At 51.1% G+C, this 20,659-nt stretch carries 23 protein-coding genes and 5 pseudogenes; 25 read left to right on the top strand and 3 right to left on the bottom strand.

Annotation, left to right across the window (positions count from 1 at the left end):
- Nucleotides 1-2: 2 nt before the first annotated feature.
- The 12 genes and pseudogenes from AC3RPL_RS26965 (at nt 3) to AC3RPL_RS26910 (ending at nt 11,631) form a co-directional block, all read left to right on the top strand.
- A complete protein-coding gene (locus tag AC3RPL_RS26965; protein ID WP_490742226.1) occupies nt 3-482 on the top strand; it encodes a conjugal transfer protein TraG N-terminal domain-containing protein in 480 nt (159 codons plus the stop codon).
- A 119-nt stretch (nt 483-601) separates the two neighbouring features.
- On the top strand, nt 602-2,536 hold the full coding sequence (gene traG / locus AC3RPL_RS26960; RefSeq protein WP_490742245.1) for a conjugal transfer mating-pair stabilization protein TraG: 1,935 nt from the start codon (nt 602-604) through the stop codon (nt 2,534-2,536).
- Between the two features lie 63 nt (nt 2,537-2,599).
- Nucleotides 2,600-2,794, top strand: coding sequence for a hypothetical protein (locus tag AC3RPL_RS26955; protein ID WP_490742225.1), 195 nt, complete (start codon nt 2,600-2,602; stop codon nt 2,792-2,794).
- On the top strand, nt 2,769-3,347 hold the full coding sequence (locus AC3RPL_RS26950) for a hypothetical protein (RefSeq protein WP_490742224.1): 579 nt from the start codon (nt 2,769-2,771) through the stop codon (nt 3,345-3,347). Before AC3RPL_RS26955 ends, AC3RPL_RS26950 begins: the two co-directional genes overlap by 26 nt.
- Before the next feature lie 372 nt (nt 3,348-3,719).
- Nucleotides 3,720-4,187 carry a lytic transglycosylase domain-containing protein gene (locus AC3RPL_RS26945; RefSeq protein ID WP_490742223.1) on the top strand — a complete coding sequence of 156 codons (468 nt, stop codon included), beginning with the start codon at nt 3,720-3,722 and terminating at the stop codon, nt 4,185-4,187.
- 22 nt (nt 4,188-4,209) lie between these two features.
- Nucleotides 4,210-6,362, top strand: a pseudogene (traD, locus tag AC3RPL_RS26940) (type IV conjugative transfer system coupling protein TraD).
- Nucleotides 6,362-6,511, top strand: a complete 150-nt coding sequence (locus AC3RPL_RS26935; protein WP_490742222.1) for a hypothetical protein — start codon at nt 6,362-6,364, stop codon at nt 6,509-6,511. Before traD ends, AC3RPL_RS26935 begins: the two are co-directional and overlap by 1 nt.
- A pseudogene (mobF, locus tag AC3RPL_RS26930) lies at nt 6,441-7,169 on the top strand (MobF family relaxase); the annotation flags it as partial. The gene AC3RPL_RS26935 and the pseudogene mobF, both read left to right, overlap by 71 nt.
- Before the next feature lie 593 nt (nt 7,170-7,762).
- Entirely contained in the window at nt 7,763-7,924 is a 162-nt protein-coding gene (locus tag AC3RPL_RS26925) for an ssDNA-binding domain-containing protein (protein WP_490742221.1), read from the top strand.
- Nucleotides 7,881-10,055 (top strand): annotated as a pseudogene (locus AC3RPL_RS26920) (AAA family ATPase). Before AC3RPL_RS26925 ends, AC3RPL_RS26920 begins: the two are co-directional and overlap by 44 nt.
- Before the next feature lie 186 nt (nt 10,056-10,241).
- On the top strand, nt 10,242-11,402 hold the full coding sequence (locus AC3RPL_RS26915; protein ID WP_490742220.1) for a conjugative transfer relaxase/helicase TraI domain-containing protein: 1,161 nt from the start codon (nt 10,242-10,244) through the stop codon (nt 11,400-11,402).
- Nucleotides 11,344-11,631, top strand: a complete 288-nt coding sequence (locus AC3RPL_RS26910) for a hypothetical protein (RefSeq protein WP_490742219.1) — start codon at nt 11,344-11,346, stop codon at nt 11,629-11,631. The genes AC3RPL_RS26915 and AC3RPL_RS26910 overlap by 59 nt, the downstream gene beginning before the upstream one ends.
- Here AC3RPL_RS26910 and AC3RPL_RS26905 read toward each other — a convergent pair.
- Both AC3RPL_RS26905 and AC3RPL_RS26900 read right to left on the bottom strand, forming a co-directional pair.
- A complete protein-coding gene (locus AC3RPL_RS26905) occupies nt 11,603-11,869 on the bottom strand; it encodes a hypothetical protein (RefSeq protein ID WP_490742218.1) in 267 nt (88 codons plus the stop codon). The genes AC3RPL_RS26910 and AC3RPL_RS26905 overlap by 29 nt on opposite strands.
- Nucleotides 11,826-12,224 (bottom strand): DUF2913 family protein, encoded by a 399-nt coding sequence (locus AC3RPL_RS26900; RefSeq protein WP_490742244.1) that lies wholly within the window; start codon nt 12,222-12,224, stop codon nt 11,826-11,828. Before AC3RPL_RS26900 ends, AC3RPL_RS26905 begins: the two co-directional genes overlap by 44 nt.
- A 150-nt stretch (nt 12,225-12,374) precedes the next feature.
- Here AC3RPL_RS26900 and AC3RPL_RS26895 point away from each other — a divergent pair, with 150 nt between their 5' ends.
- From AC3RPL_RS26895 to AC3RPL_RS26870, 6 genes and pseudogenes are all read left to right on the top strand, one after another.
- A complete protein-coding gene (locus AC3RPL_RS26895; RefSeq protein WP_490742217.1) occupies nt 12,375-12,965 on the top strand; it encodes a phospholipase D family nuclease in 591 nt (196 codons plus the stop codon).
- A 118-nt stretch (nt 12,966-13,083) separates the two neighbouring features.
- Complete coding sequence (locus AC3RPL_RS26890; protein WP_490742216.1) at nt 13,084-13,311, top strand: RepB family protein; 228 nt, start codon at nt 13,084-13,086, stop codon at nt 13,309-13,311.
- A 333-nt stretch (nt 13,312-13,644) separates the two neighbouring features.
- Nucleotides 13,645-14,509: pseudogene (repA, locus tag AC3RPL_RS26885) on the top strand (incFII family plasmid replication initiator RepA).
- A 631-nt stretch (nt 14,510-15,140) separates the two neighbouring features.
- Nucleotides 15,141-15,269, top strand: coding sequence for a replication-associated protein RepA4 (locus AC3RPL_RS26880; RefSeq protein WP_490742215.1), 129 nt, complete (start codon nt 15,141-15,143; stop codon nt 15,267-15,269).
- Nucleotides 15,270-15,676: 407 nt separating this feature from the next.
- The gene (locus AC3RPL_RS26875; protein ID WP_490742214.1) at nt 15,677-16,384 is read left to right on the top strand and encodes a nucleotide-binding protein; all 708 of its coding nucleotides are present in this window, start codon (nt 15,677-15,679) and stop codon (nt 16,382-16,384) included.
- The gene (locus AC3RPL_RS26870; RefSeq protein WP_490742213.1) at nt 16,381-16,716 is read left to right on the top strand and encodes a hypothetical protein; all 336 of its coding nucleotides are present in this window, start codon (nt 16,381-16,383) and stop codon (nt 16,714-16,716) included. The genes AC3RPL_RS26875 and AC3RPL_RS26870 overlap by 4 nt, the downstream gene beginning before the upstream one ends.
- Nucleotides 16,717-17,116: 400 nt before the next feature.
- Here AC3RPL_RS26870 and AC3RPL_RS26865 read toward each other — a convergent pair.
- A pseudogene (locus AC3RPL_RS26865) lies at nt 17,117-17,722 on the bottom strand (recombinase family protein); the annotation flags it as partial.
- Between the two features lie 235 nt (nt 17,723-17,957).
- Between AC3RPL_RS26865 and AC3RPL_RS26860 the strand changes: the two are divergent.
- The 7 genes from AC3RPL_RS26860 to AC3RPL_RS26830 all read left to right on the top strand — a co-directional run.
- A complete protein-coding gene (locus AC3RPL_RS26860) occupies nt 17,958-18,293 on the top strand; it encodes a type II toxin-antitoxin system RelE/ParE family toxin (protein WP_001147119.1) in 336 nt (111 codons plus the stop codon).
- On the top strand, nt 18,290-18,646 hold the full coding sequence (locus AC3RPL_RS26855; protein WP_006122339.1) for a helix-turn-helix domain-containing transcriptional regulator: 357 nt from the start codon (nt 18,290-18,292) through the stop codon (nt 18,644-18,646). Before AC3RPL_RS26860 ends, AC3RPL_RS26855 begins: the two co-directional genes overlap by 4 nt.
- Nucleotides 18,647-19,113: 467 nt before the next feature.
- Nucleotides 19,114-19,419, top strand: coding sequence for a hypothetical protein (locus AC3RPL_RS26850; RefSeq protein WP_490742212.1), 306 nt, complete (start codon nt 19,114-19,116; stop codon nt 19,417-19,419).
- 63 nt (nt 19,420-19,482) lie between these two features.
- Nucleotides 19,483-19,773 (top strand): hypothetical protein, encoded by a 291-nt coding sequence (locus AC3RPL_RS26845; protein WP_044243518.1) that lies wholly within the window; start codon nt 19,483-19,485, stop codon nt 19,771-19,773.
- An 82-nt stretch (nt 19,774-19,855) separates the two neighbouring features.
- The gene (locus tag AC3RPL_RS26840) at nt 19,856-20,098 is read left to right on the top strand and encodes a hypothetical protein (protein ID WP_044243516.1); all 243 of its coding nucleotides are present in this window, start codon (nt 19,856-19,858) and stop codon (nt 20,096-20,098) included.
- Nucleotides 20,088-20,303, top strand: coding sequence for a helix-turn-helix domain-containing protein (locus AC3RPL_RS26835; RefSeq protein ID WP_006122338.1), 216 nt, complete (start codon nt 20,088-20,090; stop codon nt 20,301-20,303). The genes AC3RPL_RS26840 and AC3RPL_RS26835 overlap by 11 nt, the downstream gene beginning before the upstream one ends.
- A 91-nt stretch (nt 20,304-20,394) precedes the next feature.
- A partial coding sequence (locus AC3RPL_RS26830; protein ID WP_490742211.1) for a hypothetical protein occupies nt 20,395-20,659 on the top strand: 265 nt, incomplete at its 3' end.

Raw genomic sequence — 20,659 nt, 5'->3', positions numbered from 1 at the left:
TTATGCAGGTGATTTATACCATTACGGGTGGTGACTGGCTGGCTGACTCGCTGAATGCCGTGGCGGTATTAACCGCGTCGGCCACCTGGGGAACCCTGATTAAATGGGCCTCTATCTCTTCGGTCCTGGCCGTGGTGTGGAGCTGGTTGCAGAAGAAAGATGTACTGACCTTCATCAAATGGGTGGCGGTGATGGTGATTGTGCCGGGAGTGCTCATCGCCAATAAGCATTCGGTGCAGGTCATCGATATGACCGACCCGACCGCCGTTCACCAGGTGGACAATGTGCCAGGCGGCCTGGCTATCCCGGCGTCACTGATCACGTCTGTAGGGTATGCGCTGACGCAGAGCTACGAGGACGTTTTTCATCGCCCGGATGCGGTGTCATATAGCAAAACCGGGATGTTGTTTGGCTCCGAACTGGTGAAGGCCAGTACGGGTTTTACCTTCGCCGACGGTGACGATAGCGGGCCTCTTTTCTGATTATGTGCAGAACTGCGTAATAGGCGATATCTTTCTGAATCATAAGTATTCAATGGAAGATCTGATGAACAGCACCGACCCGTATTCGAAGATATTTGAGAAACCCAGCCCGCTAGGGGATATTCGATAAAGCAGGGAGCTTCCAGACCTGCCAGCAGGCCGCAGTGACCCTGCAACAGCAGATAGGTACAGATTCTTCTGGCGGTGGCAAGACGTTCTCGTACTGGGCGCAGAAGCTGTTTGGCACCAGGGCTAACCGGGAACAGTTGTTTGCCACTCTTCTGGGCGACAGCTACGGCTATTTTTATAATGCCGGCAGCAGTGCGAGCGGCATTATAAAACAGAATGTCGTGATGAACGGGCTGCGCAAAGGGATCAGCGCCTACGCAGCACGTAATGGCGACACTGCCAGTATGATGAATATTGCGACGGAAACGGCCACTGAGAAACAAATTATGCAGCAGTCGGTGAGCGCGAATATCGCGATGAAGTACCTGCCAATCATGCAGACTGTCCTGCTGGGGATGATGATAGGGCTTTTCCCGGTGATGATTGTGCTGGCTGTTATTAACACGCTGACCTGGACTGTGCTCAAAGGCTATATTTTTACGCTGGCCTACCTTCAGGCATGGCCGCTGCTCTTTGCAGTACTGAATAACGCCATGACGTTTTATCTGAAAGCCGGGGGCGCTTATGACGTTACACTGTCCAACCTTTCTCAGATCCAGCAGCAGCATTCGATGATTGCGTCAACGGCGGGCTGGCTTTCGCTCTCTATTCCCTTTATCGCTTATGGCATGGTGAAGGGACTGGGTGGCGTGGTTTCGCAGGCGGGCAGCTATCTCAGTAGTATGACACAAGGCGTTGCCTCTCAGGCGTCCTCTCAGGCCGTAGATGGCACATATGCGTTTAACAATATGCAGACGGATAACGTGCAGGGCTTTAAATGGGATACGAACAGTAGCTACGCATCCGGGCGTACCGATCAGCAACTGGCGAACGGCGCTATGCAGGGAACGACGGCTGACGGAACGACGATAGTTAACAGCACGACAGGCACATCTAAATTGCCGATGGATTTAAACTTTGGCCGCGCAATGAGTTCTTCTGCTCAGCGGCTGGCAAGAGAAAGTCAGGTGCAGGCTGAAACATCGCTGCATGGTTTCAATCATGCGGTGAACAGCGCTTACAATAAGGCACAGCAGTTTTCTCAGCAGTCTGGTAACAGTAACACAATGAATACCAGCACGGATGATTCACAAACGGCACAGGCGACCAAAGGGGTTAGCTCGATGATCTCTGCGGCGAAAGACTACGCCAAACGCCACGGTATCAGTGAACAGCAGGCATGGGCTGAGATGGAGACTAAATCCAGGAACCTTGAAGCTTATGCATCAGCGTCTGCCGGATTTAAACCATTTGGTATTGGTGTTGAAGGTGGTGTTAAAGGCAATATGAGTACTGGTAGTCAGAGTACCGCTGATCAACGCCAGAGCGGAAGTACAGACCACACCAGTAGTGAAGATGCTAAAAACGTGCGTGATTTTCGTGAAGGGAAACAGATACTTCAGAGCTATCGGGTGTCGCATTCTGCGGTTCGTAACGATAACAGTTCTGCCTCGCAACTTGAGCAGATTGGCACCACACTGAGTGTGGCTGACAGCCAGTACCAGCAATATACCAGCAGTGTGAGCCGTAGTCATGAGTACAGTAAAGTGGCGTCAATGTCGGAAAGCGAAACGGCACAGCAAACCAGCAATCTCTCTCAGGAGTTTGTGGGTTATGTTCAGCAAAAAGCGCCGGGAGATGCGAGCCGTATTCTGACTAATACGGCTGATGAAAATGTGCGTCACGAACGTGAAGCACTGGCGGATAGCTTTGTGGAAGAAAAACTGCGGTCGCGTATTGAGGGTGACTTCAGCAGCAATCGTGCCTCGCTGGCGAACGGTATGCAGGGCCTTGAGCCATCAAATGGAGATTCCGCAGGACGATTAATTCAGGCCAGCAGGAGATCGAACGCAGGGCGCAATCAGCAGGCATTAAAGGGAACATAACGCAGGGCGTTGATGATTCTCTGGTGAGAAATCAGGGAGTTATTAAACAGGCCGGAGCAAATATTGAGCAAGGTCACGGTGATGTTCAGCAGAGAAAGCGATAGACTGAAGAGTGAGCATGGAAAGGCTGATGGTGAGTTTGTGGATAGCTATAATAGATCGGTAAGCCATCAGGCCAATCAATCGGTTGAGAATCCGGGTGACCTTGCAAATAATGCTAAGAGGATGAAAAATGAAATGGATAAAGAAGGAAAGTAAAACCATCTGGTGGATACCAGTAATATTTATATCGTTGTACTTAATAGGCTTTGTAGGTTCTGAAAGTATAATATCATTTTATATCATTTCTCTGGTTGTTTTCTTTGGTGTGGGAGTGTTTTGCAGTGCAGTACATTTGTTATTACTGCCTAAGCATCGAGTTATTCATTTGTTTTTGATGATTAATTGTGTGCCTTTAATTGTGTTTTGGGTGAATTTAAAAAACACAGATTACCCATGCTATTTCATAGCTCTCTACAGCTTGCTAGGGATGTTATTTGTATCTTTCTTGTTGTTATTCGCGTGGAATAATTATCGGAAAGAAGATGTTAACTTGATGAAAAAATATATGGCTCCTGATTGGATTATCAAGTTAACAGTAAAAAACATAATAAAAAATGAAGTGAAGAAGCGCTTTAAGGGTAAGGTTTCTTATCCTGTTGCATCCAGAATGGCTACCGGGGTTCTTACTGAAACCTTATCTTCTGGGCGTGCAGACTTATTCTCTGATAATCTGATTTCTACGGCAATGAGTATTGCTGAACGTCACTAATGTCTACTTTGAAACAGGAGAGCATTCCGTAACGACTTCCCATGCTAATGAGTTCAACCCGGCAACAGGTCTGGCTATGACCAGTGATTACTTTGATGCCGGAGGTGATGCTTATGGTAGTGCTTTGAATCATGATAGTCACTTTTCGAACTGATAATCAGTATCTCTAGTAGCCTTCGATAGTAATTCAATAGATCATGGTAGTTCATTCAGTAACGGCTTTGACGACAACCGGTACTGAAACTCCAATATTTTATTAAGCGCTCTAAATCACCATTTGTAATTAAGACAGTAATAGCCGATGGTGAACAGCTAATAATTATCTAGCTAGCGCAGTCCTTCCGGCTGCGCTTTTTCCTGTGGAATAAATCTATGCGACTCATTAAATCACTGATACTGGTGGCGGTCTGCCTGTGCTCAATGAATGCCAGTGCGTTCTGTTTCGTGCAGGCAGGAGAACGCTACCACCTTGACCCGATGCTGCTTGAAGCGATTGCCATGCAGGAAAGCAGCCTCAATCCGCGCATCACCAATGATAACGGCCCGCGACTTGGTAAAGACTATGGCCTGATGCAGATAAACAGCAGGCATATTCCTGAACTGGTCAGAATGGGGGTTATCCGCTCCCCGCAGGACTTACTGAATGACCCGTGCCTGAATGTACAGATAGGTGCATGGATACTCGCCAGACATTTACGGACGTGCGGTGTTAACTGGCACTGTCTGGGTTCATACAACGCCGGTTTCTCCGCCAGGAATGCCGGTAAGCGGGAACATTACGCCAACCTTATATACAACCTCTACGTCCGCGTTAATCGCTCGTCAAAAATAACAGGTTAAGTCCTCTCACCGGAGAAAACAGATGAGTCTTAAAGGCCGTGATATTACGCAGGGCGGTCAGGTCACGTTTATGCGTTTCCGGATGTTCCTGCAAGTTAATAATATTCTGTTCTACTACGTTTTTATTGGGTGGCTGGCTCTTGCTGGGGTTCATCCTGTATCTGCGATTAAATACCCAGACGTTCCTTAACGGTCTGGTTTACTGGTGGAGTCATACATTAATACCGCTTGGTTCAATTATCAGAAAGCCACCTGTTTACCCTGTAAGATATTACGGAAATACGCTTTATTATACTTACGATAAAATTCTCACCGATAAATACACGGTCTGGTGTGGTATCACTCTGAGAAATGAATTTATCCTGTCAGGACTATTTGCATCGATAATTACTTTTGCTGTGGTTATGGGGGTGTTCTGGTATATCGGGCGAGTGGGGAAAAAAGCCAGCGAAGATGAAGTGACCGGTGGCCGTATTCTTGAAGACGACCCCAACAGTTGTGGCGCGTCTTATGCGTAGGCGGGGAACGGCGTCACATATCGTGATAGACGGCCTGCCAATAGTCAAAGACTCAGAAATACAGAACTTCGCCATGCACGGCACGGTCGGTACGGGTAAATCCACGCTGATGCGTAAGAAATTGCTCCGGCTACGTGAAGCCGGTGTCCCGGTCATTATTTATGACAAAGGGAATACCTTTGTAGAGGAATTCTTATGACGAATCCATCGATATCATTCTTAACCCGAAGGACAGGCGCTGTGCCAACTGGGATCTGTGGGCCGAATGCCCGACGCTACCCGACCTGGAGGCTGTCACCGAAACGCTTATCCCGATGGGGAACAGCGGCGATCCCTTCTGGCAGGCGTCAGCCAGGACGATTTTTGCTGAAGGTGCCGAACAGATGCGCGGCGATAAGAAGCGGACGTATAACAGCTTCCTGCGCACACTGCTGGCGATCAAGCTCGATAAACTGCGTGACTTTCTGGCCGGAACGCCAGCTTCCATGCTGGTTGATGGCAGCATTGAGAAAACGGCCATTTCGATCCGAAGCGTTCTCACTAACTATGTGAAGTCGCTGCGCTATTTGCAGGGTATCGACCGCGAGGGTAAAAAGCCGTTCACCATCCGTGAATGGATGCAGGGCAACAGCGATAAAAAGCGCAGCGGCTGGCTGTTTATCACATCCAATCAGCGTCACCATGAATCGCTGAAGCCGCTGATATCAATGTGGCTGGGCATTGCGTCCGGCAACCTGTCTGTCACTGCATGAGAACCGCTACCGGCGCGTCTGGTTTTTTTATGACGAACTGACCTCGCTGCATAAGCTGCCTGATCTGCCTTACATCATTGCGGAGGCCCGCAAATATGGCGGCTGCTTTGTGCTGGGTTTTCAGTCCTATGCGCAGCTTGAAGAAACCTACGGGCCCAAATTCGCTGCTGCTATCTATGACCTGCTGAATACCAAATATTTTTTCCGTTCACCCAGCGCGGCCATTGCGAAATTTGTTGAAGAAGATATCGGCCAGACCGTCCGCAAGCGTTTCTCTGAACAGACCAGCTTTGGTACGGACGAGGTGCGCGACGGTATCAGCTACGGCAAAGACGAAGAACGGGTATCGATAGTCAGCTATTCAGACGTTCAGGGGCTGGAAGACCTACAGTGCTTCGTCACGCTTCCCGGTAAATATCCCGTTGTTCGTCTCACACTGAAATACCAGCCCCTGCCTAAAGTCGCGGAAGGACTCCTTGAACGTGACGTGAAAACCTCTCTCGACCCTGAAATTGAGCGGGAAATCAGCCAGCAGGAGAAGCAGCGAACGGCTGGCAGCGAGAAAGTTGTTCATTCCTTCCGACACTCAGGTGAAAACCGATCCGGCACCGGCAGGCAACTCCGCAGGTGTGTCGTCTGTACCGACCGAAACCGAAGGCTCCGGGCCGGATTCATCTTCGTCAGGTCCGTCAGGCGACAAGCCAGCCGCTACGGACAAACCTGCCCGTGGTGGTGGCCGTGAGAACGAAATACCTCATGGCGTCAGCACTGACGGTGAGGTTGTCGATATGGAAGCGTATGAAGCCTGGCAGCAGGAGATGCAGCATGGCACCCGCGATGAGGTACGCCGTGAGGAAGTGAATATCAACCACCACCCGTCGCATGAAATTGATATGGAGTTGTGATGCTTTCAGTTGAACCGATTCATGGCGACGCCAGATATTACGGCGGTGAAGCCAACTTTGAGACGCTGGAAAATGCCGATGGTCACTGGCTGGGGAAGGGGGCGGCCATGCTGGGACTGGAGGGTAACAGTCGTTCCGGAAGTCTTTGATGAAATGCTGCGGGGACATCTGCCCGATGGTACGGTAATTTCACGTCAGATAGCGGGTAATGAAACAAACCGTCCGGGCATGGATCTGACCTTTGGTGCGCCAAAAAGTCTTTCCATCCTCGCCCTGCTGGGCGGTGATACCCGGCTGATTGATGCGCATAATGAGGCGGTCAGGCTGGCGATGCTGGAAGTGGAGAAAAGCGTCAATACCCGCCTTACCCGTGACGGTGTCACCACTACGGTGACGACCGGCAACATGGTTGCCGCAGTCTATACGCATGATACGAACCGTGAAGGTGAGATGCACCTCCACTCGCACGGCCTGCTGTTCAATGTCACCAGCGCTGATGATGGTAAGTGGCACGCGCTGGGGAGTGATACCCGCCAGCGCAGCGGTATCCGTGAGCAGGTTTACGATCTGAAACTCGCTTACGGGCAGTTTTACCGCGAGTATTTGCGCCCGATGGTGGAAGACTGTGGTTACACGCCGGTCAGGAGCGGACCGCATGGCATGTATGAATTTGCTGAAGTTCCACCGGATGTGATCCGTGCATTTTCTCAGCGAACCGCGCAGATTGATGATGCCGTAGGGCGGGATGCCAGCCCGCTTTCCCGCTCGGTTGCGGCGCTGGATACCCGTAAAAACAAGGCGTTCGTCGAGGGGGAAGCGAGGCGTGAGCAGTGGGATAAGGTGCTGTCGGACTACGACTTCGATCCGGATAAGACGATCCAGGCAGCCCGCGAACGCAGCCGGTCGCAGGCAGCAGAACGCGGCGAAGCGGAAGCGGGTTCTCCGGCCAGCGTGACACTCACGGCTGAACCTGCACTGAAAGAGGCCATCACGCAGGCTCTGTCGTCTCTCAGTGATAAAAAAGCGCAGTTTGCCTACAGCGAAGTCCTGACCGCCGTTGTGTCACTGCTGCCAGCGGAAAAGGATATGGTGCAGCGGGCCAGAACGGGCATCGATACCGCTATTGAACAGGGCCGTCTTATTGCGCTGGATAAGGACAAAGGCATTTTTACGTCTGATATTCATGTACTCGATGAACTGACGGTTCGCCAGTTTGCGCGGGAGCATATGGATTCCGGCCGCGCCATTGTCTCCGGTGAAGCCCTGCTGAACGGGACGCTTGCCGCCGTCTCCGGCGTCTGTGCTGAACTGGCAGAGAATCGCGATCCACTTGCGATGTATATGGGCGCGGCGGCGCAGCGGTACAGCGTGAGCGAGCTGAACAACTTACTGGACTGGCGGTGTCACAGGGGCGTCAGGTTATGGTGCTGGCCGCAGATCGCAAAAACGAAGCTTTTCTGGGTGAGAGTGAGACCCTGTCCGGTCTGATTGCCGGACGTGGCGTACTGAAAGACCGATCTGCCGCTGACTGCTCATACCACAGTGATTGTCGCGGAGGCTGAAACGCTGGGGCTGAAGGACAGCGTCTTCCTGATGGAAAAAGCGCGGGAAAGCGGTGCGCAGGTCCTGCTGATGGACAGCGGTAAACGGCAGGGGACAGGCAGCGTCCTTTCGGTGCTTCAGGAAGAAGGTGCTGCCCACTATCGTTTCAATGACGCGCCGGTGCCGGTGGCACAGCTTACGTCTGAAGCGGATAAAAAAGTCCGCTACAGCCATCTTGCCGCAGCGTATGCCCGTGATGTTATCGCCGGGCACAGCGTCGTTGCGCAGGTTGCCGGTGAGCGTGAGCAACAGGTACTGACGGGGTATATTCGTGATGCGCTACGCGAGCAGGGGCGTATCACCGGCGATGATATCCGGATTGAAACATTGTCTCCGGTCTGGCTCGACAGTAAGAACCGCAAAAGCCGTGATACCTACCGCGAAGGTATGGTGATGGAACGGTGGGATGCGGATGAAAAGTGCATGGAGCGCTGGCGTATTGATCGTGTTGGCGCTGAAACCAGTGTTCTCCGCCTGGTGAATGGGGCTGGTGAACAGCAGCATCAAAAAATCAGCCAGATTGACGCCTCATGGAGCCTTTTCAAACCCCGGACGCTGGAGGTGGCCCCCGGCGATCGGCTGCGGGTTACGGGACGGGAAGCGAAAGGTAGGCTGAAGGCGCAGGATGTGGTCAGCGTAGTCAGCGCCGGTGATGGCGTTGTTGCGCTGGAGAAAAACGGAAAGGTTATCCGGGCAGATATCACTCAGCCCCTGAAGGTTGAACATAACTATGTTGAACCCCTGGGGAAATCGATAGCGCCTGAAGGAAAGGTGCTGGCCGCGCTCAGCGGGCGTGAGATGCGCGATGATGTGTTTAATACCCTGACCCGCAGCGGCAGTGATATCCGGATATTTACTGCAATGGATGCCGAACGGGGCGAGGCAAAACTTGCCCGCAGCCCTGCTGTGCGGGTGATAAGCGCCCAGGTGGAAGCGGCCACCGGCGCAAAAGGGGTTGATGCTGCCCTCGATGCCGCAAGAGAACTGCCACGAACCCCGGCGGCTCAGGCCGTGTATCTGGCCCTCAGTCAGGTGCAGCATGAAAAAACCGCCTTCCAGGCCCCGGAACTGCTCAGTGCCGCGCTCAGTATTAATTCAGCGGTCGGCATTCCGGCTATCCGGTCTGAGATTAACCGGCAGGTAAAGGGCGGTGAGCTTATCCGGCTGGAAGCCGGGCTGATGCTGCCGAAATCCACCTTTGAAACGGAGAAGGCCATTCTGCGCCATATCGCGGAAGGGAAAGGCAGCGTCACGCCGCTGATGGCGTCGGTGCCTGAACAGTATCTTACGGGACTGACGGCAGGGCAGCAGGCCGCCACGCGCATGGTGCTGGAAAGCGCTGACCGCTTTACAGCGGTGCAGGGCTACGCCGGTGTGGGTAAAACCACGCAGTTTAAAGCCATGCTGGCGGCAATGGAGACGTTGCCGGACGACCAGTGACCGGAGGTGGTGGGTCTGGCTCCGACTCATATTGCTGTCGAGGAAATGAAAAGCGTGGGCGTCCGGGCGCAGACGCTGGAATCCTTTATCTGGGAGGACAGACAGGCCCGGATGAACGGTGAGAAGCCGGACTACAGCAATACGCTGTTCCTGATTGATGAGGCGTCAATGATTGGCAACCGGGCGATGAGTGAGGCTTACCAGGCCATCGCCACCGGCAGCGGGCGAGCCGTCACCAGCGGGGATGATGCTCAGTTGCGGGCCATCGAGCCGGGACAGCCGTTCCGGCTGATGCAGCAGCGCAGCGCCGTAGATACAGCTATTATGAAGGAGATTGTGCGCCAGACGCCGGAACTTCGGGAGGTGGTGTATGCCATGATTGAAGGGCAGCATGCGCTCGCACTGGAGAAGGCTGAAGGTGTATCGTCGGATGTGGTGCCGAGAGAAGCCGGCGCATTTATGCCGGCATCATCTGTTGAGCAGGTAAGCCCGGATAAAGAGCAGGCCCTGGCGCTACGTGAGGCCGGGATGCCCGCCAGCGTGACGGAGGCGATAGCGGCTGACTTTGCGGGGCGGACAGCCGAGGCTCGTGACAGATACGCTGGCCGTGGCCGCATCTCAACGCGGACAGGCGGGAAATTAACCGTCTGATCCATGCTCATCTGAACAGGCAGGGAGATAACCAGAAACGAACATGAGATTACCATACTCGATCCGGTTCGCGTCCGTCACAATGAGCTTCGGAGCCTGACAGGATGGGCCGATCAGACGGGAAAAGTTGCCCTGATTAACCGGGAATACTGGACGGTCGGCAGCACTGACCGGCAGAGCGGGCTGGTGACGCTTATCAGCCATGACGGACGGGAAAAAATCCTGTCACCGTTCGAGAACAGCACCGAGGATGCACAGATTTATCAGCCGAGGATTATCAGCGTCAGTGAGGGCGACAGAATGCGTTTTACCCGTTCTGATGCCGAGCGCGGTTATACCGGAAACAGCTTCTGGAACGTGGAACATATCGACGGACAAAGCATGACCCTTCGCAGCCAGGATGGTCAGCTTACCCGTCGTCTTGACCTTAATGACCCGGCAGACAGGCATACCGACCTGGGGTATGCCGTCACGGCCTACGGTGCTCAGGGGGCCAGTTCCCGCTTTGTTATTACGCTGGAAGGGCTGAAAGAGGGCGAAAGCGGATGGCAACAAAGGAAAGTAGCTACGTCAAGCTGTCGCGTACGAAAGAGCACGTGCAGGCCTATACCAGATGACAGAGCCGGATGGCTGGCTGGACTCAGTAAAGACACGAGTGATCGTACCGCCCATGATTATCTGATGGCGGGCGAGGATCGGGCGGGCAGGACGGCAGAGGGGATTCTGTCCTGGGCCTCCCCTCTTGCCGATGTTGCCGCTGGCCGGGCGTTGCTGAAAACCTACGGGCTGGCTGAAGGCGAATCACAGGGCCTGTTTGTGCCTGGCGTCAGGCGGCATCCTGAACCGGGGCTGGCGTTCGCGCTGTGGGACAGCAACGGCAACCGTTCAGGCGTGGTGATCCTGACGATAAAAGCAGATGAGCGTAACGGCGTGTCCTTACGCGGTGATTTCAGAGTCATTGGCAGCAGTGATGCGAGGTTTGCGGGGATACAGCAGAGCCGGAACGGGGAAAACCGTATAGCGGAGAGCCTGCCTGAAGGGTTGCAGCTTGCGCAACAGTATCCCGACAGCGGCGTGATCGTCAGGATGGAGGGCGAGGGTTTACCGCTCAATATCAGCCGTATCACCGGCGCTGATCAGGTAGTCGATGACAGCCTGACCGCGCAGTTTGCCCACAATATGGCAGAAAAACAGGAAGACCCCCTGCCCTTCATTCCGGAGCCGAAGGAGAACGCTGAACAGGAGGCTGAACGGCTTGCCCGCGAAGCCCTGGAAAAACAGGGTAAAGGTGAGAAGGATATTCGCGTCGGAAGACGTACTCGCCGCCATCAGCGAGCCGGAGGATGATATTCATACCGGGCTGCTGGCCGGTAAGCTGAAAGAGGAGGAATATCCGCTTACCGGGCGGGATATTGCGGCGGCGCTGGACGAGAAATCACCGGAGAAAGCGCCTGAAAGCAGAGAGTCAGCCCGAGCAGTCACTTCATCTGAAGCAGATCGAGCGGGACATGGTGAAAGAAAAATCTTTCGAGGACTGACGCCGGGCGCTATGCCTTTTCCGGCAGCAGCCGGATAACGGAAAAGCCTTCCTCATCAGGTCGCTGCTCTGCGCGAAGATGGCATTGCTCAAGTAACGGAAATACGCCTGAAATATCACCGGTGAAGCGGATCTCCAGCGGTTTAATCAGTTCGCCGCCGTCACTGAATGCGGGATGGAGTTCTGCTTTCGGGGTATACACCGCGCTGGCCGTTGCTGATTCCCGGTGATAACTACGCCATTCCTGCTGTGACAGCAGAAAGTCCCGCCAGTCCATTGTTTTCAGCGTTTCGATAAAATACGTGAAGCGGAATAACACGCTCTGCTTCAGCAGTTCGCCCGTACTGGCAGCGCCAGATGTACTCCAGCTTGCGGTGCAGCCTGGCACCGAAACCATAGCGTTTTCCCTCGTCAAGAAGCCAGAGGATGTCCTGTGCGACCGCGCGGGGGAACAGCTTGCGTTTCTGGGCGGTCGTCAGCCACTGCATGATGAACATGTGTATCTGTAAATCTGTGCGAGTTTTGCCCTGCTTCTGCGACAGCTTTACTGCTACCAGCAGGCACCATGCCAGATGCGTCAGTTCTTCGGTCGGGCGTTTCTGATAAAAGACAGTCAACCAGTACCACTCCATTTTTTTCGTAGCGCGGAAGGATAGCACATTGCCTCCCCGGTCGGGAGCAGGGCTACCGCCTTCGCTGCGCTCAGTTGGTCAACCCCGGAAACGGGTAAAAGCAAGTTTTACCCGCCCCCGGCGTTCCTGTTAAAAATCAAAGGAATCATGATGATGCTATTTTCATGCGGAAGACTGGTCAGGGCCAGCTTTCTTTGCCTTCCCCTGCTCTCTTCTCTGCCCTTCCCTGCCGTCGCGGGGGTATCGACGGCTCCGGATATTCAGGTGGGGTTTTCTCCTGAAGGGACAGGCCGCCTTCTGGTGCTGAACACCATCGGTTCCGCACAGCAGAGTATCCGGATGATGGCCTATTCCTTCACTGACCCGGACGTGATGAAAGCGCTTATTGCCGCGCATCAGCGGGGCGTGGATGTAAAAATCGTTATCGACGAGAAAGGCAACCGCAACAGGGCCAGCATGGCGGCAATGAATCTGATTGTGAATGCCGGTATTCCGCTGAGGGCAAACGACCGCTTCCCTATCCAGCATGATAAGATTTTAATTGTTGATAATCATACGGTTGAGTCAGGTAGCTATAACTTCAGCAGAGCGGGAGCGAGTAAAAATTCGGAGAACGTGGTGGTGATGCGCTTTATGCCCGCCATCGCCAGCCAGTACCTGTCTCACTGGCAGTCCCGCTGGGAAATGGGGACGACTGGCAATCGACCTGGTAATAACGGCGTACAGGTGGCCTCTCACTGACAGGGGTGATCCGTGCGCCAACACAGATCACCTTTTCGATAAAAGTTAAGTCGCTGATTTACCGATTCTGTAGTATTCTCCGCGGGACGATCCTTTTTTGATCCTTGGGGAGGCGGAGATGTCGCAAGCCGTAAATGCAGCAACTTCCTCATCGAAACGTCCTTACAGAAAGGGTCATCCACTTAGTTGTGCTGAAAGACAGCGTGCCTCAGTGGCGCCGAAAGAGAGCCACTCACAAAGAAGTCAAAGTTTACGTTCTGGAACCTCAGCTCTGAAAGAACGGCTGATGACTATGTGCCAGGCGGCACGGCTTAACCCAGGCAGAAATGTTAGCCCGTTGAATTGAGCGTGAAGCACAGGCCAGAAGTGTAGCCTGATGGGCGTACATTCTTGATGCTGTATCCTGTGAGTGCTAAATTGCTGTTCAGAGTGAAGAATATTTTGGCGAGCCACGCCGTAAGGTGGCAGGGAACTGGTTCTGATGAGATGTTTACCCGGAGCCAGAAAAAACGAAACCCCGACAATCTTTCTTAAGTTTGGCGAGTGAGAGATTAATCGGGGCCTACTAAAACTGCATAGAAGCTGTTGCTCTATGCAGGGAGTATATGTGCATGCTCAGAAAACTGCAATACCTTCTGTGCTGCTTGACTCCTTCCGTGCAACATAAGCGCAGGAAGGTGTGGCTGACGCTCAGGCCCTGTTCACACATTACCGACAGGTCAAGAACCCGAATCCGGAATTCACCCCTCGTGAGGGCAAAAAGACGCTGCCGTTCTGCCGTAAGCTGATGGCGAAAGCTGAAGGCTTCACGTCCCGTTTCGATTTCTCCATGCACGTTGCGTTTGCGCGTTCGCTGGGTGTGCGTCACCGTATGCCACCGCTGTTACGCCGCCGTGCCATCGATGCGCTGTTGCAAGGGCTGTGCTTCCACTATGACCCTCTGGCTAACCGCGTCCAGCGCTCCATCACCAATCTGGCCATCGAGTGCGGGCTGGCCACAGAATCGAAAAACGGCAATCTGTCCATCACCCGTGCTACACGGGCGCTGAAGTTTATGGCGGAGCTGGGGCTGATTACCTATCAGACTGAGTATGATCCGCAGATTGGCTGTAACATCCCGACCGACATTACGTTCACCCCTGCTCTGTTCTCGGCGCTGGATGTTTCTGACGTGGCTGTTGTGGCCGCGAGGCGCAGTCGCGTGGAGTGGGAAAACCAGCAGCGTGAAAAACAACGCCTGCCCCGCCTGGATATGGACGAACTGATAGCCAAAGCCTGGCGGTTCGTGCGTGAGCGGTTCCGGAGCTATCAGTCCGAGCGCAAATCGCACGGGCTGAAGCGCGCCCGCGCCCGCCGTGACGCTGACCGTAACCGCCGCGATATTGAAACCATCGTGAAGGCGGCAACTGACGCGGGAAATTGCTGAGGGCCGCTTTACCGGAAACCTGGACGCTGTGCGTCGGGAACAGGCAAGGCGTGTAAAAGAGCGAATGCTGATGTCCCGTGGCAACAACTATACGCGGCTGGCAACGGCCACCACCTGACCCCCCCTCTCCTTTCATTAATCCGGCTGACGTCGGAGGGTTCTGCACGTCTGTTACTCACAGTTGCTTATTATCTGAGCGAACTGGTATGACAGCCCATCTATGATCCCCCTCTTTTCCTGCCAGACAGTGCTGAAATTTTGTCGCCGGTGCCATCTTTGCCCGCTGAATTCAGTTACCCACATCTAACTGCAAGGGACTTCCCATAAGGTTACAGCCGTTATGGTCACAGAGCGCCAGCCGCACTGATTTCAAAGTGCGTGGTTCCTTTAAAAACCTGCTCAGTACTTCTTTTAAATACCTTTTATCTTTTTCATATAAATATATAACCTGTTCATCGTCTGCCCTGTGGACAGCCTCAGAGAATGCCCGCCCTTGCAGCGGACTCACGTCCGCGCCGGTTCGTTAAAAGCAAAGTTACCTCCCGTCGCTACGCGACAGGCACCGTTAGGCATCTGAAATAGTTAGAGCATTCAGAATACGTTTCCGCAAACCCGGAACGTGCATTTCTGTAACCTCACAGCCCAGCCCACCACTGAAAAGCGGGGCCGCCCGGGCCAGAGGCCCGGAACAGCGTCGCTTTTAATGATGGATGTTGTAACTAGAGTCAAGTCACTTTGAGTCGTGCCGCTTGAAAGTCTGGAGTAACACGCCCGTAAGCGGCCCTCACGGCCCGCTAACGCGGAGATACGCCCCGACTGCGGCTACGCCTTGTCGTGACCACTCCGACAGCGCACAAAAGCTTCTGTATCGCTTTTAGCGGGTTTGTGTCTAGCAGGGTGAAAGTATGGATTGGCAGAACCTATCAGAACTGTAACCGGCTGCGCCGGGTCACGGTGCCATTCAGCAGTAAAGCTATATTCAGTATCCGCTGGCACCTCCATGCCGCTTTGCGGCATTCAAATAACTGGCTGCGCACAGCTCGCCAGTTTTCTACCATGATACCATAAAGGAATTCAATTTGAATCCATTGGTGAATTCCTTAAGAATTCTAACTTAGACTCCCTTAAGAATTCCAATTGAATTCCTTTATAAATTTAACTTAGAATTCATTATTGAATTCCACTTGGTTTCTATGTAGAATTCAAACAGGATGTATTGTTGAATTCTTTTTGGAATTCCTTTTTGGTGCCAAGTGGTACTAACCTATAGATAGAGGGTATATGTATGCCGGTCATTGTTTTCGTATCACCAAAGGGGGGGGCAGGGAAGACAACTTCTGCCTTAGCCTTAGCTATGCAAATCGCACGGCGTGTACCAGTTACCGTTATTGATGCCGACCCTAACCATCCGATTAAAACCTGGTCTGAAGGAGGAGACACTCCTCAAAATATGACAATTATCTCGGATGTTACGGATAAGACTATTGGTGAAACGATCGCAGAAGCTGCGACAAAAACCCCTTTCGTAATTGTTGATTTGGAAGGGACAGCAGCGACCATAGTCGCGTATGCGATTGCTGAATCAGACTTTGTAGTCGTGCCAACACAAGGCTCACAACTTGATGCCGAACAAGCTAGCAGAGCTTTCGGGTTAATACGGGCACACGAACGTGGTATTCAGAAGCACAAACCTGATTACCAGCTACCGTATGCTGTTTTGTTCACACGTACTTCAGCGGCGATTCAAAGTAGGGATACGAGGCATATTCGTAAGAGCTTCAAAGCCGGAGGTATTCCTTTTTTTGAAACTGAACTGAACGAACGGGCCGCCTTTAAAGCTATGTTCTCTTACCGTCAACTACTTGAATCTCTTCCCAGAGATGAAGTTTCAAATGTTGATAAGGCAATTGAAAACGCAGAAGCTTTCACCCGTGAACTGATAGCAAGAATTACTCCGGAAGCAATACAGCAACAGGACAAGGTCACATTATGAGCCGCGTAGATCCGCTAGATAGCTTGAAGAATTTTGAGCCAAAATCAGCCAAAGAGCAGAAATCAAAGCAAAGTAACGCAGAGATTGAGGAATTAGCTAACGAACACGGTTTTGTCGCTAGATTGTCAACAGCGCCGACGCCCCCAGTCGAACGCTCTAAGCGGAGGTTTAAAACCGGACGTAATGTACAGATCAACATTAAGGGGGAGCAAGATACCAAAGATGAATTATATCGAGTTGCTGATATGATCGATGAGCCATTAGGTGAAACTCTCAAACGTGCGTTAGCAGCTTTGAGACGGGAACTTGAAAATGTGCAGGGCACAAATTAGCCCCAACATCTGGTGCCGGGCGTTACTCTTAATCGCACTGCCAGCAACCGGCACAATCATCCCATCCCTGGCGAGTCTGGTCATTGGTCAGCAGACAGTCAATGACCAGACAGTTGCGAACATCAGCTATCATATTAATTTCACTGAATAAATACTCTACCTGTTCTTTCAACTGCTCGTCGTTTTCAGCAGTCAGAGGTATTCGGTATTCATTCCCCCCTAAAGTTTTCCCCTCAAATTCAGCTTCGATGAACCAGTCAATCAACTCTCTGGTTTTTTTCTTCCCACGGGTAAATTTACTGCCATTTTCAATCGACACAAACAAGGTCATAGAACGTGGGGCAGGGGAGGCTACAGGCGTTTCTACCAAGGGTTTAGCCTCAATATGGCTGGCAGCATATTTGATGGCACTGCTGATGGTGTTTCGGCTGCAACCAATCGTTTTCTGAACCTGAGTCCAGGAGCTACCACTCAACAATAACCGGTTGATGGCATCATAACGTGGCTTATTGACCTGCCGCCCACGGTATTTGCCCGCCGCTTTCGCTTTAGTTATGCCCTGTTGCTGACGTTCCCGCCGCTGTTCGTAATCGCGCCGTGCAATAGCGGCCAGCATATCGAGCAACATATCATTGATGGCCGCAAACATCCGGCTGTCAAATTCATTAGCTCTGGGGGAAAGGTGCTGCCAGGTAGTGGGAACATTAACGGCCACTACCCACACGCCACGCTGACGGATGATCGCTTTAAGTTTCTCCCATTCATCCCCTTTTAAGCGAGAAAGGCGATCGACGTCCTCAATAAGCAATACATCACCGGGGCGGCTGTCATTGAGCAAACGGAAGAGTTCGGGACGCTCCAGGCGTGCGCCTGATTCATTCTCAGCATAATAGTTACAGATGATGACATTATGCTCATGAGCAAAGCGATCAAGCATATCGCGGGCACGTTGAGCATCCTGCTCACTGGTTGAAGCCCGAAGGTAGGCGCGAACAAACATGGACATGGTACTGTTAGAGTCCTTTAGTGATACCGGTCTGGTTAGGGTTTATGCCATGTAGATAAACAGTACCGGATTCTGCCAGTTCGGTATAGGGATACTTATACAGTACTTGTTTCCGATGGTTCGGGGAAGGCACACAACCACAATATAAATTGTCACTTATAAGAGACAGTTTATATTGACTGCTTGTCACTTATAAGAGACAATGTACACAGATTAAGGGAACGAGGGCGGCAAGATGCCTTACACGGCGAAACGATACCAGACAGAAAACGGTGAGGTTCCATACACCGACTGGATGAAAAAATTAAGACGTAAAGATCAGACCGCTGCGTTAAAAGTGGATTCCAGAATTGCCCGCGCTATGGGCGGTAATTTTGGAGATCATAAATTCGAAAGGGATGGTGTCTGGGAATTACGAGTTGATTATGGTCCCGGCTATAGGGTTTATTATTCAATCGAAGATGGTGAAATAATTCTCCTGCTAATTGGCGGGAACAAAAAAACGCAAACAGCCGATTTAGATAAAGCCGTTAGTTATCTGCAAGATTTTAAAAAGAGGTCAAAAAAATGACAGCCACCAAAAATGTGAAGTCGCTGATTAGCAAAAATGATTATCCGGCAGCAGTTGATCACAACGCCGCCATGATTGAAGAACTACGCGCTGATCCTGATTATGCAAACGCTTATCTTGCTAATGCCCTGGAAGAAATTAACGAGTCTGGTGGCTTAGGCGGTTTTCTTGTTGCGTTACGTCAGGTAATAGAGGCTCGAGGGGGGATTTCCGAAGCCGCTAAAAAATCTGGCCTTGCCCGTCAGAGTATCTACCGTGCATTATCCCCGAACGGGAACCCAACCATCACAACACTGGCACAACTTGCAGCAGTGGCCGGGTTACAGTTCACTCTCAGCAAATCCAGCCACTAATTTCTCAAGTTCCCCCCATAAGCGGGGGAATTTTTGTCACTGACCGTTTCAGTTACCCGCCCCGTAATTCGCGGCTTCAGCCGCTCAAACGCGCAGATACAGCGCCCCGCGCCTATGCTACGCACCGTCACGGCGTACCGTTCGCAAGCTCACGCGCTAACTGCGAAAGGCTAATTGTGCGTTGTAAGTGCTGTAATGGGCTTTGCAGGGCGTGGAAGGGGGAGTGCTTAAATCTGCCTGGTTAGTTCGCCATAACTGGCGAACGTCCCCGGCGCGATGCAGCTTCCAGGTAGAACGTAACCACTGTTCGCGCCTCTTTTCAAAAGCAATGATGTAAATACATTTATATCTTTATATTTTAGGGCAATAAAAATTCTTGCCATACCTGCAAATGCAGGTATAATTTAATCATCGAAAGGGAAATGGTTTCTCTTTCTTCCAAAGCCCAAATTGGGCGGGAGTTCCAGATGAGCAAAGAAATCGCTGTAGAAATTTTGAATCAATTAGGTGGAAATAAATTTATTGCAATGACTGGAGCCAAAAATTTTTTTTGGCTTGAAAATGGTGGACTCATTTTTAAACTTCCATCGAATTTCGCTTGTAATGGTATTAACCTTGTTAAAATTGAACTAGATCCATCAGATACCTACAATGTGGAATTTTTTAAATCCAGAGGTACATCATTAAAAAGCATTGCATCATATACGATGATTTATTGTGACCAACTTCAGGATATCTTCACCGAAACAACCGGACTATATACATACCTTTGATAAGTGAAGGAGTCGCCCCGAAAGGGGCGATAACAAAATAAATTATAGAGTGTAAGGGGAAAAATGGCGAACAACATCATTAATGCAGAGCTGGTATTAGATGTTTTTAAGAAACATGGTGCATATATAACTCTTTGTGAAGTTAACGAAACGGTTAAATATTGCAATGTAAATGGCGGAAACATGCAATGTGGTTTAGATCCTGAAGGATGGGCGCATCGCTTAGCGAAGGAAGAAGCTTATCAACAGGAATGTGAGGCTCAGGAAGGTACTTGTGAAGATGTGCCTTTTGACCAGGGGGAACCAGGAACGTACAGCAGAGATTTACCAGGTTCCGGGGTTGGGAGGGAATAAATGTATGACATATTAAAATTGTTAAATTTATTAATAGCGCCTTGTGCGCTATTGTCATTTTTAAATTTAGGAAATTACTGTCATGACTGACAATGTTGTGAAAGTGAACAAGGGTAACTATTCATATACTATAACGGTAATTAACAATGAACTGTTACAGGTGGTTAAGTACGTAAAGACAAGGAATAAACATACAACAGGTAAAACGAAACGAGAAATTGTATTTGATGAAAACCTAACCAGAGACCAGGCTTTTGCTCTCGATGGCGAGGTTTTGAAAGCGCGTTTACTGGATTTTCTGAAAGGTATAAATAATGAAGAGTAAACCAACGCCAGAACAGGTTAAAGCCGCTCGCATTGCTGCTGGCCTTTCTTTAAAAGAAGCCGCTGATACTTTTGGTTATCAGTTAAATTCATGGCAAATGAAAGAAAGTGCAGGTAAAGCAAGTCGTTCTTTATCTATTGGAGAATACGAGTATTTACTTCTGTTAGCGAATCAACATCCAGAATATAAGATAGTGAGAAAATAGTTGTCACACCTGCAAATGCAGGTATGATATAATTATTGAAAGGGAAATGGGTTCTCTTTCTTCCAAAGCCCAAATTGGGCGGGAGCTTTTAATGAACGTATTAACTTTTAAAAATGATACTGTCTCTGTCGGTGATGTATTTGCGTCATCCTGGGGCTATGAGCAAACCAATGTTACCTTCTACCAGGTTCTTTCTGTACATGGAAAGAAAACTGTCACTGTTCGTGAAATCCGCGCTAATTCAGAATATAAAGATTCAATGGTCGGCTTTAAGACACCTGTTTTAAATGATTTTACAGGTGAGTGTTTTAAGCGCCAGATTAAAGATTGTGGCGATGAATTAGCGATTAAAATCG

It is taken from the genome of Erwinia papayae (assembly GCF_058241465.1).
This window is presented reverse-complemented; position numbering and strand designations above follow the sequence as displayed.